The following is a 16,356-nucleotide window of genomic DNA, read 5'->3' on the forward strand; positions in this document are numbered from 1 at the left end:
TATCCACAGGGTCCGGCAGGTGTGACGCGGTCCGCCTACTATGGCCTGACCGCCGTCCGCGACCGAAGTGCGGACGGCTTGCGAGGGGGGAATGGCATGGGTCGTTTCGTCCGGTGGACGGCGTTGGGCGCCGCCGCCGCGATGCTGGTGACGGGCTGTAGCGGCTCGTCGTCCGACGGCAAGAACGGCAAGGGGAGCAAGGGCAGGGGCAGTGACCGCCCGTCCGCCTTCGCGCCGTCGTCGGGCACCGGGACCAAGGCCCTGCCCTCGTCCCTGACCTCACAGAAGCTCGACTGGGGCCGGTGCCGGGCGACCGATGACTCCCCCGCGCCGGACAGCGAATGGCAGTGCGCGAAGCTGAAGGCGCCGCTGGACTGGGCGAAGCCGGACGGCACGACGATCGAACTCGCGTTGATCCGCGCCAAGGCCGACGGCAAGGACCGCATCGGATCGCTGCTGTTCAACTTCGGTGGCCCCGGCGGCTCCGGTGTGTCCTCGATGCCGTCGTACGCGTCGACGGTCTCGCAGTTGCGCGAGCGGTACGACCTGGTCAGCTGGGACCCTCGGGGCGTCGGTGCCTCGGGCGGGGTTCGCTGCCGCAGCGACAAGGAGATCCAGGCGGCCGAGGAGAAGATCGACGCCACCCCGGACACCACGGCCGAGGAACGGGCGTACTTCCAGGACGCCGACGACTTCGGCCAGGGCTGCCGGCAGGACGCCGGGGACCGGCTCGCCCATGTGTCGACCACTGACACCGCGCGGGACATGGACCTGATGCGCCAGGTCCTCGGCGACCGTGAGATGCACTACTTCGGCATCTCCTACGGCACCGAACTCGGCGGCGTCTACGCCCACCTCTTCCCCCGGAACGTGGGGCGGCTGATCCTCGACGCGGTGGTCGACCCGAGCGCCGACACCGTGGGCCACGCCGAGAACCAGGCGAGGGGCTTCCAGCGCGCCCTGGACGACTATCTGAAGTCCACCGGCCAGGACCCACGGCGGGGCACACAGAAGATCGCCGACCTGCTGAAGCGCATCGACGCCAAGCCGCTGCCGACGTCGTCGGGCCGCAAGCTGACGCAGACCCTCGCGGTCACCGGCATCGTCCTGCCCCTGTACAGCGAGTCCGGCTGGCCGAGCCTGACCAACGCCCTGAAGGCGGCGGAACAAGGGGACGGCTCCGGGCTGCTGACGCTGGCCGACGGCTACAACGAGCGCGACGCCTCGGGTCGCTACGGCACCACGACCCATTCTCAGCGGGTCATATCGTGCCTGGACGACAAGCAGCGGCCCACCGCGGAGGAGACGAAGAAGCGGCTCCCCGAGTTCGAGAAGATCTCCCCCGTCTTCGGGGACTTCCTGGCCTGGGACACGGCCGGCTGGTGCCACGACTGGCCCGTGCCCGGTCAGTACGACTCCCCGGAGGTGAGCGCCCCGGGCGCCGCCCCGATCCTGGTCGTCGGCAACACCGGCGACCCGGCCACGCCCTACGAGGGCGCCCGCAGGATGGCGGACGAGTTGGGCAAGAACGTCGGCGTCGTCCTCACCTGGAAGGGCGAGGGCCACGGCGCCTACGGCAGTGGCAACGACTGCGTCGACTCCACGGTGAACTCCTACCTCCTCGACGGCACGGTCCCGAAGGACGGCAAGGTCTGCTCATGACGACGGCGGGGGCTTCGCGCACTCGTGGTGCGCGAAGCCCCCGCCGATCGGAGAGCGGGACGAGCCGAGGCTCAGTACACCGGCTTGTCGGGTTCGATCTGGTTGACCCAGCCGATGACGCCTCCGCCGACGTGGACGGCGTCGGAGAAGCCCGCGGACTTCAGGACGGCGAGGACTTCCGCACTGCGGACACCCGTCTTGCAGTGCAGGACGATCTTCTTGTCCTGGGGCAGGCTCTCCAGGGCGGTGCCCATGAGGAACTCGTTCTTCGGGATCAGCCTGGCGCCCGGGATCGAGACGATCTCGTACTCGTTGACCTCGCGGACGTCGATGATGTCGATGTTCTCGCCGTCGTCGATCCACTCCTTGAGCTGCTTCGGAGTGATCGTCGAGCCGGCGGCCGCCTCCTGGGCCTCCTCGGAGACGACGCCGCAGAAGGCCTCGTAGTCGATGAGCTCGGTGACGGTCGGGTTCTCGCCGCAGACCGCGCAGTTCGGGTCCTTGCGGACCTTGACCTGGCGGTACTGCATCTCCAGGGCGTCGTAGATCATCAGGCGACCGACGAGCGGCTCACCGATGCCCGCGAGGAGCTTGATGGCCTCGTTGACCTGGATGGAGCCGATGGACGCGCACAGCACGCCCAGGACGCCGCCCTCGGCGCACGAGGGGACCATGCCGGGGGGCGGGGGCTCCGGGTAGAGGCAGCGGTAGCAGGGACCGTGCTCGGACCAGAAGACGGAGGCCTGACCGTCGAAACGGTAGATCGAGCCCCACACGTACGGCTTGTTCAGCAGCACGCAGGCGTCGTTGACCAGGTAGCGGGTAGCGAAGTTGTCCGTGCCGTCGACGATCAGGTCGTACTGGCTGAAGATGTCCATCACGTTGTCGGCCTCGAGCCGCTCCTCGTGAAGGACCACGTTCACGTACGGGTTGATGCCCAGGACGGAGTCACGCGCCGACTCCGCCTTGGAACGGCCGATGTCGGACTGGCTGTGGATGATCTGGCGCTGCAGGTTCGACTCGTCGACCTCGTCGAACTCCACGATGCCGAGCGTGCCGACGCCCGCCGCGGCCAGGTACATCAGCGCCGGCGAGCCCAGGCCGCCGGCGCCCACACACAGCACCTTGGCGTTCTTCAGCCGCTTCTGCCCGTCCATCCCGACGTCGGGGATGATCAGGTGGCGGGAGTACCTGCGGACCTCGTCTACGGTGAGCTCGGAGGCGGGCTCGACCAGGGGTGGCAACGACACGGGGACTCCGTTGGTCGGTCAATCACTACAGTTGTTCTCTCCGTAACACTGCCATGGCCTTCTTCATTCCGAGACACCCGTTCCGATGCGCGAGACGATGTCGTCCCAGTAGCCGGGCATGTTCTCCCAGGGGTCGCTGAGGCCGTCGCGGTCCGTGCGGTCGGTGAAGTAGATCGTGGCCGCGCCCTGCCAGCGGGCGACGCGCAGCGCTTCGTCGAGGTGGGCACGGGGCACGCCGTGGACGAAATGGCAGAAGCGGTCGGGCGGGTAGTCGGCGGTCCATTCGGCCACCTGGGACCAGCGGTAGTCGCTCCAGGGGCCGGAGAAGGTCACCAGCTGGTCGGCGTTCTCGGCGTAGCCCGGGTAGGGGTGGATGCCGTGCCCGAGGACGACGTGGGCGCCGTCGCGGAGGGTGCGCAGTGTGGTCACCGCGCGGCGGATGTCGGGGAGGGACGCGCGTTCGCCGGGGCAGCGGTCCAGCAGGAAGCCGTCGACCTGGTACCAGTCGAGGTAGCGCTGCGCGTCGGAGACCACTTCGGCGAAGGCGCGGACGCCGTGGGCGATGTCGAGGTGGCCGAGGACGCGGACGCCGGTGTTGCGCAGCCGCCCGGCCGCCTCCAGACAGTGCGGGTCGGGGCGGACGCCCGGGCCGTCGGCCACGTTCAGGACGACCCAGTGCAGAGGGGTGCCGGGGCGGGTGAGTTCTCCCCACTCGGCCCGGGCGACAAGGGGGTGCGCGAAGCCGGGAACGCCGAAGCGGAGGCGGACGTCGGTACTCGCGCTGCCCGTCGCCGAGCTGGTCAGATACGGCATGCCGCCTCCATCCAGATGTCGGCGAGGGACTCCTCCAGGTTGATCCGGGGGCGCCATCCGAGCCGGTCGCGCGCGGTGCGCACGTCGGCCTGCTGCCAACTGCCGCAGCCGTCGGGGTACGGGTACGCGACGGGGGACGCGTGGTCCGACTCGGAGCGCGGGTGCCCGATGGTGGACCGCAGGGGGCCGTGGTGCCCGTCGAGTTCGTGGAGGGCGCCGCCGTACCCGGCGACGCGGGCGAGGGTCGTGGCGGCGTCGCGCAGGCGCACGGCGCGGCCCGAGCCGATGTTGATGACGCCCTGCGCGGCGGAGAGCGAGGCCGCGTGCACGGCGCGGGCGACGTCGCGTACGTCGACGAAGTCGCGCTGGGCGCCGAGTCCGCCGAGCTTGAGCTCGCCGTCGCCGGACTGCATGGCCCGGCGCATGGCCTCGGCGAGACGGCCGAGCGGGGAACCGGCCGGGGTGCCGGGTCCGGCGGGTGAGAAGACGCGCAGCACCACCGCGTCCAGACCGGAACCCAGGACGAGTTCGGTGGCGGCGAGTTTGCTGACGCCGTACGGGCCTCCCGGGCGGGGGACGGCGTCCTCCGCGGTGGAGGAGCCGGGCTGGCTCGGGCCGTACTCGGCACCGCAGCCGATCTGCACCAGGCGGGCGCCGCAGCCGCTGCGGCGCAGAGCCTCGCAGACGGTGGCGACAGCGACGGTGTTGTGCCGGGTCAGTTCGCGGGCGCCGCCGCGGGTGGCGCCCGCGCAGTTGACGACGACACCGGGGTGGACCGCGTCGAAGAAGCGGGTGAGCGCGCCGGGGCTGCCGGTCGCGAGGTCGAAGCGGACGTCGGCGTCGTCCCCGCGACCGAGCGCGGTGAGCTGGACGGCCGGGTCGGCGAGCAGGCGGTCGGCCACGAAGCGGCCGAGGTAGCCGTTGGCTCCGATCAGCAGGACCCTCATCGTGCGGCTCCCGGGGTCTGCGCTCCGGCGGCGGCGGTGGCGCCGGGTCGGGAGGTGGTCATCTGGCGGTCTCCTTATGGGTGACAGGGGTGTGGGTGGTGTCGGGCGACGGCTCGGGAGCCGGTCTTCGGGTCACCAGGGGCGGTCCGCCTGGGCGTGGGCCGAGGCCCTGGTGAGAGTGCGGGCCGCGTGGATCAGGAGGACGAGGGCGGCCGCTCCGCACACGAGGGCCGGGACACCGGCAGGGCCCCAGACCTCCACGAGGGTCTCGACGGGCACGGCCAGGGCGGCGCAGCCGGGCAGGCGGCCCGTGAAGACCGTGGCGAGGGCGGCCGCCTGGGCCGTGACGGCGGCGGCCAGGACGACCGCCGGGGCATGGGTGCGACCGTGCACGGCGAGGAGGCGGGCGAGCAGGAGGAGAGCGCCCAGGGTGAGGACCGACGGATAAGGGGCCGGTTCGTCCAGGACCGCCGCGCACAGTGCGAGCAGGGCTGTCAGCGCGCCTAGATACAGGGCGAACGTGCCGAACAGCAGCGGTCGGACGGAGGTGGCGAACTCATCCAGGCCACGGCTGGCGGCCAGTTTGCGTCGCACGCGCGCGGTGAAGAGGTGGGTCGTCCAGGCCGCGGGCGCACAGGCGAGGGTGAGGGCGGCCAAGGGCGTGGTGGCGAGTGGCCACGGGCCGTCCGGCGCTCCCGTGGGCAGGCTGTCGGGGCCCCCGGCGAGAGCGGCGCCGAGCAGCCCGTCACCGAGGGTGGCGTAGGCGAGGAGCCAGCAGGTCCAGACGCTGGAGACGCGCCGCCGTGGGTGCGTGCCCTGTCGAGGGCCAAGGGGGCCACGGCGGAGGGCCGCGCGCAGTCCCAGGGCGACGGCGAGCACACCCGCGGCGGCGGCGATCAGGCGCGGCTGCCCCTGGGTGAGGCGTACGCCGGCGATCGTCGCGGCACAGAGCGCGCCGGGGAGGAGGGTGAGCAGGGCTCGGCCGACGCGGGGTCCGGTGGCGGCGGGTGACGTGGGGCTCGCAGGTGGCGCGGCGTCCCGGGGCACGCGGGCGTACATCTCCTCCGCGAGCGAGAAGACGTCCCGGTGGCGGAATCGGGCCGCGGTCCTGTCGGTGACGCCGTGGGCCTCGAGGCCGGCGGCGATCTCCAGGGGGTCCACCGCCCGTTCGCACAGCTCACGGTGCCGGTGCATCAGGACCTTGACGGGATCGACGCCACCACGACGGGAGGAGCCTGCGTCCGGGTTGCGAGCGGGGGGTGCGTCGTCAGCCTCCGGCTTGCGCGCGGGGGGCACGTCGTCGAGCTCCGGCTTGCGCGCGGGGAGTGCGTCGTCGGCCTCCGGCTTGCGCGCGGGGGGCACGTCCGCGGAATCCGGCTCGCACGCCTCGGCCTCCTCCGAAACGCCGACGGAGACCGCCTGTACACGGCCCGGCGCGCGACCGGACACCGCCTCCCCACGGCCCGGCGCGCGACCGGACACCGCCTCCCCAAGGCCGGGCGCGCGAAGGGGCATCGCCTCCCCCTCGTCCGGCACGCTGCGAGCAGCACTCGCCTCTCTCGCCTCCGACGCAACCACCCCCTCCGCCGCCGCGTCCCACGCCCCAGTACGCGCGGGCACCCCGGCACGGCTCAGTCGCTCGCCGCCATTAATTCCGCCGCCCTCGTTCATCTCGCCGCCCCCCTTCATCGCACCGCCCCCGCTCATCGCGCCGCCTCCACCGCCGGGCTGCCGGCCGTGGCTCCGGCCGGTGGTTCCGCCTCGGCCCAGTGGCCGGGCAGGTGGGCCTCGGCGGGGACGGCGAACGGCTGAGGATCGCCGGTGTCGTCGAGAGCGAGGCGGGTGATCGGGCAGCGGGAGACGATCTCCAGGTAAATGCCGTGAAATGCCTCGACGTTCTGCTCGACGGTGAACAGTTCGAGCGCGCGGGCGCGGGCGGCGGCGCCCAGGCGTGCACGGCGCTCGGGATCGCGCAGCAACGCCACGCACGCCTCGGCGAGCGCCCGCGGATTGCGCGGCGGTACGACCAAGCCGGTGCCGCCGATGACCTCCACGACCGCGCCGACGTCCGTCGACACCGTCGCCCGGCCGCAGAACATCGCCTCGACCAGGCCGATCGGGAAGCCCTCGACGACGCTGGAGAGGACGATCACCGCACCGGACGCGTACGTCTCGGCGAGCGTCGGGGCCTCCGGGCCACCGACCTCCTCGAACGAGACCGGGTTGTCGCCCACGACGTGCGGGCCCTCCGCCTCGTCGGGGAAGAGCTGCGCGGCCAGCGCCTTGCAGTGCCCGAGGTAGGCCGCGCCCTCGGCCCCGGCGGGAGCGCCGACGATGCGCAGCCGCGCCTTCGGCTCCCCCTTGCGGACCTCCCCGAAGGTGTGCAGCAGCGAGACCAGGTCCTTGGCGGGCTCCACCCGACCGATCCAGACCAGCGTGTGCGGGTCGGCGGTGTCAGGGGCCTCGCCGACCTCCGCGAAGCGGGAGGCGTCCATGCCCGGGTGGACGGTGCGCAGCTTCGCCCGGTCGGCGCCGCAGCGTTCCTGCCAGCGCCGGGCGTGTGCGTTGCCGGGGGTGACGCACGCCGCCTGCCCGTACACCTCCGCGGCGAGCCTGCCGTGGAAGGCGGCGAGCAGGGCGCGGACGGCGGGAGCGGACTCCTGAGCCGGACCGGCGGTGGACGCGAGGTAGTGCGACCGCAACCGCACCCCGTACTCGGTCACCAGCAGGGGCACGCCCGAGAAGTGCCGGGCGAGCAGCCCGGGCAGGGCCGCCGCACCGCCGGACGCGGCATGGCAGAGGTCGACCGCGCCGAGACCGTCGTCCTCGTACCAGTCGAGCGAGAGGGGGCGCAGGGCGCGTTCGAGGTGTCCCGCGACGGCGAGCAGTTCCGGTACTCGCGCCTCGTGCGCCGTGCGCAGTGCGCCGGGCGCACGGCAGGCGCGTTCCAGGATGCGCACAGCACCTTCGGACCGGAGTGCGCCCACCAGGCCGCCCTCGTCGCGGGCGAGCTCGGCAAGGCCGTACAGCGCGTTGCCGAAACGGTCCGCCTCGGCACCCGACGAATCGGCGGAGGTGTCCGACGCACCCCCCTGGCAGAGCGCGGCAGCCAACGCGCCGTAGGACTCCTCGAACCTGCGGCGCGCACGGCGTCCGTACACGACCCCGTCGTCCTCGGCCGCCCAGAGGGGCGCGGTGCGCACGCGGTGCACCTGGGGAGGCAGCGAGACCCAGCCCTCGTCCTCCTGGCGCTCGCTGCCGCTGAGCGCGTAGATGTCGAACTCGTGCTGCCCGAGCCCGCGCACGAGCCGGTCGCACCAGAGTCCGGCGTCACCGCTCACATACGGATAGCCACCCTCCGTAAGCAGTCCGATGCGCACGAGTGCACCCCCGATCTCCCGTTAGGGGAGCCGCCGTTGACTCGACGGCTCGCAGCGGGAAGAACGTATGCGGACAAGGTGGTGGCGCGACGGACGGTTGTCCATCGCGCCACCAAAAGGGGTGAACGGGCGTAACTTTCCCGTGCAGGTCGCGTTCCGTCGCGCTAGGAGATCAATCACACACGAAACGTCACGGCCATCGCGGTCATCTCATAGGAGGGCGCTCTCACACCACCGCCAACTCCCGGCGCGCCGCCCGGCGCCGGGCCGCGACCGCCGGGTCGAGGGCCGGCACCGCGGCCAGGAGCTGCTTGGTGTACGGGGCCTGGGGCGACTCGTACACCTCGTCGGCGGGGCCCTCCTCGACGATCCGGCCCCGACGCATCACCGCGACCCGGTCGCTGACCTGGCGTACGACGGCGAGGTCGTGCGCGACGAAGACGAGGGCGAGCCCGAGTTCGCGCTGCAGTTCGGCGAGCAGGGCCACGACCTGCGCCTGGGTGGTGACGTCGAGGGCGGAGACCGGCTCGTCGCAGACGATGACGCGCGGGTCGGCCGCGAGCGCCCGGGCGATGCCGACGCGCTGACGCTGCCCCCCGCTGAACTCGTGCGGGTAGCGCTCGAAGTGCGCCCCTTCGAGCCCGACGCGCTCCAGCAGTTCCCGCACGCGCCCGCGCACGCGGGCCTCGTCCTTCTCCCCGCGCGCACGCAGCGGATCGGCGATCGACTCGCCCACGCTGCGGCGGGGGTTGAGCGAGGAGACGGGATCCTGGAAGACCATCTGCACGGCCGGGTCCACCCGCGACCGCGCACGACCGTCGAAGCGGATCTCCCCCGCCGTGGGCTCCAGCAGCCCGACCAGCATGCGGCCCAGTGTCGTCTTGCCGCTGCCGCTCTCGCCCACGATGCCGAGGGTCTCGCCCCGGTGGATCGTCAGCGACACGTCGTCCACGGCCGTGAACGCCCGCCTCCCGCGCCCGAAGTCCCGCCTGAGTCCGGTCGCCTCCAGTACGACCTCCCCGGACGCACCCTCGGACGCCGCCGGCCGGTGCACCTTCACCCGAGCCGCATCCACCCGAGGCACGGACCCCAACAGCTCCCGTGTGTACGCCTCCGTGGGCGCCCCCAGCACCGCCCCCACCTCCCCGTGCTCGACCGTCCGTCCGTGCCGCATGACCAGCACCTCGTCGACGCTCTCGGCGGCGACGCCCACGTCGTGCGTGACGAGCAGCAGCCCCATGCCGGTCTCCTCGCGCAGCGTGTGCAGCAGGTCGAGGATCTGGGCCTGGACGGTCACGTCGAGCGCGGTCGTCGGCTCGTCCGCGATGAGCAGGTCGGGCTCGCAGGCGAGCGCCATGGCGATCAGGGCCCGCTGGCGCATGCCGCCGCTGAACTCGTGCGGGCGTGACCGGGACCGCCGCGGCGCGTCCGGAATGCCGACCCGGTCGAGCACCTCGACCGCACGCGCGCGTGCCGCTCGCCGGGACGCGCGCGTGTGCACGCGGTACACCTCGGCGATCTGGTCGCCGACGGCGTAGTACGGGTCGAGGGACGACAGCGGGTCCTGGAAGACCATGGCGGCCTTCCCGCCGCGCAGCCGCCGCAACTCCTCGCCGGACGCGGCCCGTACGTCGGTGCCGGCCACCCGGACCGAGCCGCCGACCCGCGCGCCCGTGCCGCGGTGCAGACCCAGCAGGGCCGAGGCGACCGTGGACTTGCCGGAGCCGGACTCGCCGACCAGGGCGAGGGCGGCGCCCTGCTCCAGCGTGAAGGACAGTCCGTCGACGGCGCGCAGCTCGCCGAACTCGACGGTGAGATCAGTGACCTCGACGAGACTCATGCCAGCACCACCCGTCGGTCGGCCACCGCGTACAGCACGTCGGCTACGGCGTTGGCGACGACCACGAAGAATCCGATGACCAGGACCATTCCGACGACCACGGGAAGGTCGACGACGTTGACGGCATGCACCAGCTCCTGTCCGATGCCGGGCAGGCCGAAGAGCGTCTCGGTGAGCACGGCGCCGCCGACCGCGCCCCCGAAGTTGTTGGCGTTCAGCGCGATGACCGGGGCGAACGCCCCGCGCAGCGCGTGCCGCCCGATGATCGACCGCTCGCCGACGCCGTAGGCGCGGAAGGTCCGGATGTGGTCCTCGGCGAGCGTCTCCAGCATCGACGCCCTGGTCAGCCGGGCGAACGCGGCTGCCTCGATGAGGGCCAGCGAGAGCCAGGGCAGCAGCAGGTTCCACGCCCACTGTTCGGGGTCGTCGGTCAGGGCGACGTACTGCGGGAAGGGCAGCAGCTCCAGTTCGCCGCAGACGACGATCATCAGGACCAGGCCGATGACGAAGACGGGCGTGGCGACGCCCGCGAGCGTGATGCCGGTCAGCAGCCGCTCGGTGAGCCTGCCGCGCCGCCACGCCGAGAGCACGCCGGTGCCGACGCCGAGGATCAGCCACACGACCATCGCGCCGAACACGAGCGACAGGCTGACCGGCAGCTTCGTCAGGATCAGCGCGGTGACCTGCTGGTCGCTCTGGTACGACAGGCCGAGGCAGGGCGCCGAGCAGTGCTGCACCGAGGTGCCCGTCGAGTAGTCCTGGCCGACGAAGACGCCCTGGAGGAAGTGCCAGTAGCGCGCGTACAGCGGGTCGTCGAGGTGCAGTTGCTGCGCGACCTGGTGCACCTGGGCGGGTGAGCAGCGCGGCCCGCAGGTGATCTGGGCGACGTTGCCGGGGGTGACGTAGAAGACCACGTAGACGATCACCGAGATGGCGAACAGGGTGATCGCCATGCCGAGGGCTCGGCGCAGGACGAAGCCCGTGAAGCCGGTCATGAGGCACCACCCTTCGGGGCGGCGGTGTCGGCCCTGGTCTCCCGCCTGCGGCCCGTTCCGACGCGCAGCCTGGAGGCGGCGCGCGGGTCGAGGGCCGTGCGGACGCCGTCGCCGAGGACGGTGAGCGCCAGGACGGTCACGAACAGGGCGCCCGCCGGCAGCAGCAGGTACTGCGGCGCGGCCTGGTACCAGACGTCGGCGGCGGTCAGCATCTGCCCCCACGAGGGGGTCGGCGGCTTCACACCGACGCCGAGGAAGGACAGCGCGGCCTCGACGGTGATGTTCTGCGGGACGAGGATCGCCGCGTAGGTGAGGACGGGCGCGGCGAGCCCGGGCAGCAGTTCGCGGCGGGCGACCCGCCAGGTGCCCCAGCCACTCAGCCGGGAGGCGGCGACGTAGTCGAGCCCCTTGAGGGTGAGGGTCTGCGCGCGCACGATCTTCGCGATGTTGCCCCAGGCGATCAGGCCGATGACGAGGGCGACCAGCACGGGCCGGGGGAAGCTCGACGGCACGATGGCGAGCAGCGCCAACGACATGATCATCAATGGCAGGGCCACGAAGATGTCGGTGATGCGGCTCAACAGTTGATCAACCCATCGGTTCCCGAGCGCGGCGGCGACCCCGACCACGACGCCGATGGCGACCTGGACGACGGTCGCCGCCAGTGCGACTGCGAGCGAGACCCGCGCGCCGTACACCAGGCGAGCGAACAGGTCACGGCCGGTCTGCGGTTCCACGCCGAGCCAGTGGTCGCCACTGATGCCGCCGAGCGGTCCGACGGGCACACCGCCGCGCGCGGAGTCGATGAGAGACGGGTGGTAGGCGGTGGGGTCCTGGCCCTCGATCGCCGTGAGCAGCGGCGCGGCGAGCGCGATCAGGACGAGCAGCGCGACGACGACCGCCGCGACGAGGGCGGCGCGCTGCGCCCGCAGCCGCCGCCAGAACTGACGAGCCCCCGAGGCCCCGGGGACGGCGGTGTCCGTCCCCGGGGCCGGGGTGGCGAGAAGTGCTTCGCTCACGACGTCACTTCACCGCGACCTGCGAGGGGTCCAGGACGCCGTCCCAGTCGCTGATGACGATGTTGCGGATGTCCTTGCCGTACAGCCGCTTGTAGACGGGGTGGAACAGCGGGACGGTCAGCGCCTGCTCACCGATCTTCTTGTCCAGCGCACCCCATCGCTTGGCCGCCTCGTCAAGATCGGTCAACTTGTTGATCGCGTCAATCTCGTCATTGACGGACTTGTCATTGAGGAAGCCCGTGTTGAAGTTCGCGCCGTCCTTGACGATCTGCCGGCCGTCGAAGATCGGCGCCAGGAACGGGCCGCCGGAGGGCCAGTCGGCACCCCAGTGCGCGAGGAAGAACCCGGGTTCGGTCCTGGCGTTGTGGATCTTGTCGGAGTAGTCGTTCTCCTCGAGACCCTGGAGCTTGACGGTGATGCCGGCCTTCTTGAGTGCGTCCTGGATGGCGGTCGCCATCTCGGGGCTGGTCTCGAAGTCCTTGCTGTTGGAGTGGGTCAGGGTCACGGTGAGCCCGTTCTTGTGCCCCGCCTGCGCCAGCAGTTCCTTGGCCTTCGCCGGGTCACCGGTCTTCCCCGCCGGGAACAGGTCGTACGGCGTGTAGCCGAAGGACTTCTGGTTCGGCAGGAAGGTGGTCGCGGCCTCGGCCAGCGACGACCCGCCGGCCGCGTTGACCACGGACGACCGGTCGACGGCGTACGAGATCGCCTGGCGCACCTTGATGTCGTCGAACGGCTTCACGTTCGGGTTGAACGCGATGTAGTCGGTGTAGCCGAAGTGGCCGGTGCCCACGCGCGCGGCGAGGTCCTTGTCGCCGGTGACCTTGGCGAGCTCGGCCGGCCCGAGGTTGGTGTCCGTGGTGATGGCGGTCGCGTCCGCCCCCTGGGACGCGGACAGCCGCTGGTTGATCACGGACGAGTCGAGCCCGGACCGTACGTCGATCTTGTCGGGGTACGCCTTGCGCTCGGCATCCGTGGAGGCGGACCAGTACGTGTTGCGCTCCAGCGTGAGCCGCTCACCGTCGTTCTCGTTCTTGACGACCTTGTACGGGCCCGAGGAGATGGGGTGCTCCTCGTACTTCGTGCCGGTGTCCTTGGCCTTCGGGACGGGCGCGAACTGGGTCTGCGTGGCGAGGAACGGGAACTCGCCCTCGGGCTTGTTCAGGTGGAAGACGATGGTCCGCGCGTCCGGCGTCCCGATGGCGTCGAGCCCGCCCTTGTCCTTGTAGGGGCCCTGGTAGTCGGCACCGCCGACCAGCCAGTCCCTCAGGTAGGGCGCGCCGCCCGAGAGTTCGGCGGCGAAGGAGCGCTCGATGCCGTACTTGATGTCGGCCGAGGTGATCGGCGTGCCGTCCTCGTACTTCAGGCCCTCCTTGAGCGTGTACGTCCACACGGTCGCGTCCTTGTTGGGGCGCCCGGTGTCGGTCGCGAGGTCGGGGACGACCTTGGCGCCGGCGGCGCCGTTCTCGCGGTTGCGCGTGGTGAGCGTACGGAAGACGAGGGAGGGCACCTTGCCGCCGCCGGAGGTGTACAGGCGGGCGGGGTCGAAGTCCTGCTGCGGGGTGGAGTTCAGGATCGTGAGGGTGCCGCCCTTGTGGGGCGTGGCGTCGCCACCGCTGCTGCCCTTGGCATCGTTGTCCTTCGGCCCGCAGGCGGCGGCGCCCGCTGCCACGACCAGGCTCAGCAGGGCAGTCGCCACGCGGGCGCTGTTCACGGACGGTTGACGCATCGGAAGACGACCTCTCGAATGGTGAGACAAATTGACGAGGAGTGAGACGAAAATGAACAGACGTCTGCCCGGCGTCGAGGTCGTCGAAAGACCATGACCGAGGTCATGGAACGTGACTCAAGTCACGGAGAAGGGAAGAGATTCGCGACGCGAACACCAGAGGCGGGCGTCAGCTACAGAGAATGTCGGCCACGCAGAGCGCGGTCACGCCGATCAGCGCCAGCTCGATGGCGGCGTGAGGGGAGGCGGGACGGGGCGACATGCGCAGAAATATGGTCGAACTTTCCGCGCATGTCAATGTGACATCAGTGCCCCTGCGTCAACTCCCGGGGTAGGCCCAGGGGTTGGGCCTGCAGTGGATCCCGTCGTGGTCGAGGAACTTCGTCTGCTGCTGCATGACCGGCGCGAGCTCGCCGTCCTTGTCGCAGGTCACATGGCCGTGGCCGAGCCGGTGACCGACCTCGTGATTGATCAGCATCTGCCGGTAGGCGTAGATCTGGTCACCGTAGGTCTTCGACCCCTGCGCCCAGCGGTAGGCGTTGATCATCACGCGTTCGGTGGAGGCCGAGTCGCACGAGACGTTGTCCTCGGTGATGTCGAGGCTGGACTTGGCGCACCAGTCGGCGGTCGTGCCGGGGCTGGCCAGGGTGATGACGAAGTCGGGCTTGCCGGTGGAGATCCGCTCGAAGGTGAGGGCGCCGTCGTGGGCCCAGCTCCGGTTGTCGTTCAGCGTCTTCTGCACGGCTTGCGCGAACAGCGCGCCGTCGAGTCCGAGCCCCTGCTCCACGTCGACGCGGTAGGTGTACTTCTGCCCCTTGCCGGGCGCCTTGTCGACACCGGGGATCACGTCGAACTTCCCCGAGCCCTTGAGCTTGGCGCCGAGCGGGTACTTGGTCCCCATCTTCTGCTCGTACGTCAACGGGACCACGTCGGGAGCCGCGGACGGGCTCGCCTGCCCGTCGACGCCGGCCCCGGAGCCACGGGCGTCCTTGGCCTGGTCGGTGGCGGACTGCGAGCGGGCCTCGTTGTTGTCGCCGTGCGTGACCTGTCCGGCCACGACGACGGCCAGCACGGTCGTGACGGCCGCGGCCGCGATCCCGGTGAACGTACGCCCCTTGGTGCCCTTGGCCGGGGCGCGCTCAGCGCTCGGCGGCGCGTCGCCGGCGCCGCCGCGGTCACCGGTCCGGACGGCCGCGTCCCAGTCGGTGGCGGAGGCGTGGGGGCCCGAGGCGAGCGCGGAGGTCTGGCCCTTGCTCCTCTCACGCGACGCGAAGGCTCCGTCACCCTGCCCGAAGGCGTCGAGGTACTCCTGCCGTGGACCCGGCGCCCGCCGCTGACGGGGTATCACGGGCCCCGTGCCCCCGGAACGACCTCTCGCCCCGCCGCCCCAGCCACCCCCGGGTTCACGCTGCTCGGGGTGTCCGCCGCGGACGTGCGGGACGCCCTGGGCGGGGGTGCCGTCGGGGAGTCTCGGCACCCCGTGCGCGGGGGTGCCGTCCGGCCGACGCGATCCGCCGTACCCCGTCGTCCCGCCCGTGGGAGGCGTCTGCCGTCCCGAGGCGGGCCCCGGTATTCGATCCCGGTCGGCCATGTCCGATGCGTCACCCTTGGAGTTGCTCTTCGGAGCGGGCCCCCGTCGACTGTGGCGTCCCACGCCGCCCCTCAGCTCCCCGCGCTCGTGCCGGTGGACGCCCCGGCCGCCGCGCGGGAGTCGTTCCCGGGCGGGGCAATGGCCCCGTCGGCCGTCCCGGCGAGCAGTTCACGGAACGCCGTCGCCACCGTATCGGGGTATTCCATCATCGCCACGTGTCCCGCGTTCGGCAGGGTGAGGAGGCGGGAGTCACGGAAGGCCCGGGCGGCCTTCTGGGCCATGCGGAAACCGACGAGCTGGTCCCTGCCGCCGTAGACGAGGAGCGTCGGGGCGAGGACCCGTTCGGCCTGGCGCCACAGCCCCTGCTGGCCGCCCAGGGTGTACGCGTTGACGAGCCCGCGCGCGGAGCGCGTCATGGCGTCCCAGAAGTACGGCAGTTGAAGCCGCCGCTCCAGTTCGTCGACCGCGTGACCGAACGCCTCCGCCGACACCCGCCCGGGGTCCCCGTAGCACAGCGCCATGACCCCGCGAACCCTCTGTTCGGCCGTCCATTCCTTGGTGACGCGGGTGAACAGCGCGGCCACGCCGGGCACTCCGAGCAGTCCCGTCGGCACCGCGGTGCGCTGCACGCGCAGCTCCGGCAGCGCGGGCGAGACGAGCGTGAGCGTTCGGACGAGGTCGGGCCGGACGGCGGCGACGCGCGTGCTGATCGCGCCGCCGAGGGAGTTGCCGAAGAGGTGGACGGGGCCGCGTCCGGCGGCGTCGAGGTAACGGATGACCGCGCGCGCGTGCCCGGTGATCGAGTAGTTGCCGTCGTCCGGGGGCGGTGAGTCGCCGAACCCCGGCAGGTCGACCGCCTCGCCGTCGACGACCTCGTCGAGCCGCTCCATCAGCGCCGACCAGTTCTGCGAGGAACCGCCGAGGCCATGAACGAAGAGCGCGGGTGGCAGCCCCTCGCGCGCGGGTGGCCTCGACCGCACCGAGAGCGTGACCCCGGGCAGTCCGACGGACCTGAGTCGTTCGCCCTCCGCGACCCTGACGGGCGACACCTTCGGAAGGACGGTGGCCGGTACGGGCGGCAGTTCGGTCGAAGACATGCGGCAATGTTACGAGACGATCACGCAGTGGTTCAT

Annotated in this window: 13 protein-coding genes; 1 reads left to right on the top strand and 12 read right to left on the bottom strand. The window is 71.6% G+C overall.

Annotated elements, in window-relative coordinates; translation table 11 throughout:
• Window positions 1–96 precede the first annotated feature (96 nt).
• Entirely contained in the window at window positions 97–1,662 is a 1,566-nt protein-coding gene (locus ACGFNV_RS08175; RefSeq protein WP_393620423.1) for an alpha/beta hydrolase, read from the top strand.
• A gap of 71 nt (window positions 1,663–1,733) precedes the next feature.
• Here the strand turns inward: ACGFNV_RS08175 and moeZ are convergent, their stop codons facing one another.
• The 12 genes from moeZ to ACGFNV_RS08235 form a co-directional block, all read right to left on the bottom strand.
• A complete protein-coding gene (gene moeZ / locus ACGFNV_RS08180) occupies window positions 1,734–2,912 on the bottom strand; it encodes an adenylyltransferase/sulfurtransferase MoeZ (protein WP_393620425.1) in 1,179 nt (392 codons plus the stop codon).
• A 63-nt stretch (window positions 2,913–2,975) separates the two neighbouring features.
• A complete protein-coding gene (locus ACGFNV_RS08185) occupies window positions 2,976–3,725 on the bottom strand; it encodes a spherulation-specific family 4 protein (protein WP_393620427.1) in 750 nt (249 codons plus the stop codon).
• Entirely contained in the window at window positions 3,713–4,672 is a 960-nt protein-coding gene (locus ACGFNV_RS08190) for an NAD-dependent epimerase/dehydratase family protein (RefSeq protein ID WP_393620429.1), read from the bottom strand. The genes ACGFNV_RS08185 and ACGFNV_RS08190 overlap by 13 nt, the downstream gene beginning before the upstream one ends.
• A 132-nt stretch (window positions 4,673–4,804) precedes the next feature.
• Complete coding sequence (locus tag ACGFNV_RS08195; RefSeq protein WP_393620431.1) at window positions 4,805–6,343, bottom strand: hypothetical protein; 1,539 nt, start codon at window positions 6,341–6,343, stop codon at window positions 4,805–4,807.
• 32 nt (window positions 6,344–6,375) lie between these two features.
• Window positions 6,376–8,052, bottom strand: coding sequence for a DUF3492 domain-containing protein (locus ACGFNV_RS08200; protein ID WP_393620433.1), 1,677 nt, complete (start codon window positions 8,050–8,052; stop codon window positions 6,376–6,378).
• A 226-nt stretch (window positions 8,053–8,278) separates the two neighbouring features.
• Window positions 8,279–9,892: a dipeptide ABC transporter ATP-binding protein gene (locus ACGFNV_RS08205; protein ID WP_393620435.1), complete on the bottom strand. Its 1,614-nt coding sequence runs from the start codon at window positions 9,890–9,892 to the stop codon at window positions 8,279–8,281.
• On the bottom strand, window positions 9,889–10,887 hold the full coding sequence (locus ACGFNV_RS08210; protein WP_393620437.1) for an ABC transporter permease: 999 nt from the start codon (window positions 10,885–10,887) through the stop codon (window positions 9,889–9,891). Before ACGFNV_RS08210 ends, ACGFNV_RS08205 begins: the two co-directional genes overlap by 4 nt.
• The gene (locus tag ACGFNV_RS08215; protein ID WP_393620439.1) at window positions 10,884–11,906 is read right to left on the bottom strand and encodes an ABC transporter permease; all 1,023 of its coding nucleotides are present in this window, start codon (window positions 11,904–11,906) and stop codon (window positions 10,884–10,886) included. Before ACGFNV_RS08215 ends, ACGFNV_RS08210 begins: the two co-directional genes overlap by 4 nt.
• A 4-nt stretch (window positions 11,907–11,910) precedes the next feature.
• The gene (locus ACGFNV_RS08220) at window positions 11,911–13,632 is read right to left on the bottom strand and encodes an ABC transporter substrate-binding protein (protein WP_393620441.1); all 1,722 of its coding nucleotides are present in this window, start codon (window positions 13,630–13,632) and stop codon (window positions 11,911–11,913) included.
• A 169-nt stretch (window positions 13,633–13,801) separates the two neighbouring features.
• Window positions 13,802–13,894 carry an Ms4533A family Cys-rich leader peptide gene (locus ACGFNV_RS08225; RefSeq protein ID WP_393620443.1) on the bottom strand — a complete coding sequence of 31 codons (93 nt, stop codon included), beginning with the start codon at window positions 13,892–13,894 and terminating at the stop codon, window positions 13,802–13,804.
• A 57-nt stretch (window positions 13,895–13,951) separates the two neighbouring features.
• Window positions 13,952–15,223 carry a DUF3152 domain-containing protein gene (locus ACGFNV_RS08230; protein ID WP_393620445.1) on the bottom strand — a complete coding sequence of 424 codons (1,272 nt, stop codon included), beginning with the start codon at window positions 15,221–15,223 and terminating at the stop codon, window positions 13,952–13,954.
• A 71-nt stretch (window positions 15,224–15,294) separates the two neighbouring features.
• Window positions 15,295–16,320 (bottom strand): alpha/beta fold hydrolase, encoded by a 1,026-nt coding sequence (locus ACGFNV_RS08235; RefSeq protein ID WP_393620447.1) that lies wholly within the window; start codon window positions 16,318–16,320, stop codon window positions 15,295–15,297.
• Window positions 16,321–16,356: the final 36 nt, after the last annotated feature.

This window comes from Streptomyces sp. NPDC048751 (genome assembly GCF_043198595.1).
Classification (GTDB): Bacteria; Actinomycetota; Actinomycetes; order Streptomycetales; family Streptomycetaceae; genus Streptomyces.

Excerpts from the sequence above, each read along its gene's own strand:
- ACGFNV_RS08175 (WP_393620423.1), top strand. The coding sequence starts at position 97 with ATGGGTCGTTTCGTCCGGTGGACGGCGTTGGGCGCCGCCGCCGCGATG.
- ACGFNV_RS08185 (WP_393620427.1), bottom strand. The coding sequence starts at position 3,725 with ATGCCGTATCTGACCAGCTCGGCGACGGGCAGCGCGAGTACCGACGTC.
- ACGFNV_RS08190 (WP_393620429.1), bottom strand. The coding sequence starts at position 4,672 with ATGAGGGTCCTGCTGATCGGAGCCAACGGCTACCTCGGCCGCTTCGTG.
- ACGFNV_RS08195 (WP_393620431.1), bottom strand. The coding sequence starts at position 6,343 with ATGAACGAGGGCGGCGGAATTAATGGCGGCGAGCGACTGAGCCGTGCC.
- ACGFNV_RS08205 (WP_393620435.1), bottom strand. The coding sequence starts at position 9,892 with ATGAGTCTCGTCGAGGTCACTGATCTCACCGTCGAGTTCGGCGAGCTG.
- ACGFNV_RS08210 (WP_393620437.1), bottom strand. The coding sequence starts at position 10,887 with ATGACCGGCTTCACGGGCTTCGTCCTGCGCCGAGCCCTCGGCATGGCG.
- ACGFNV_RS08220 (WP_393620441.1), bottom strand. The coding sequence starts at position 13,632 with ATGCGTCAACCGTCCGTGAACAGCGCCCGCGTGGCGACTGCCCTGCTG.
- ACGFNV_RS08225 (WP_393620443.1), bottom strand. The coding sequence starts at position 13,894 with ATGTCGCCCCGTCCCGCCTCCCCTCACGCCGCCATCGAGCTGGCGCTG.
- ACGFNV_RS08230 (WP_393620445.1), bottom strand. The coding sequence starts at position 15,223 with ATGGCCGACCGGGATCGAATACCGGGGCCCGCCTCGGGACGGCAGACG.
- ACGFNV_RS08235 (WP_393620447.1), bottom strand. The coding sequence starts at position 16,320 with ATGTCTTCGACCGAACTGCCGCCCGTACCGGCCACCGTCCTTCCGAAG.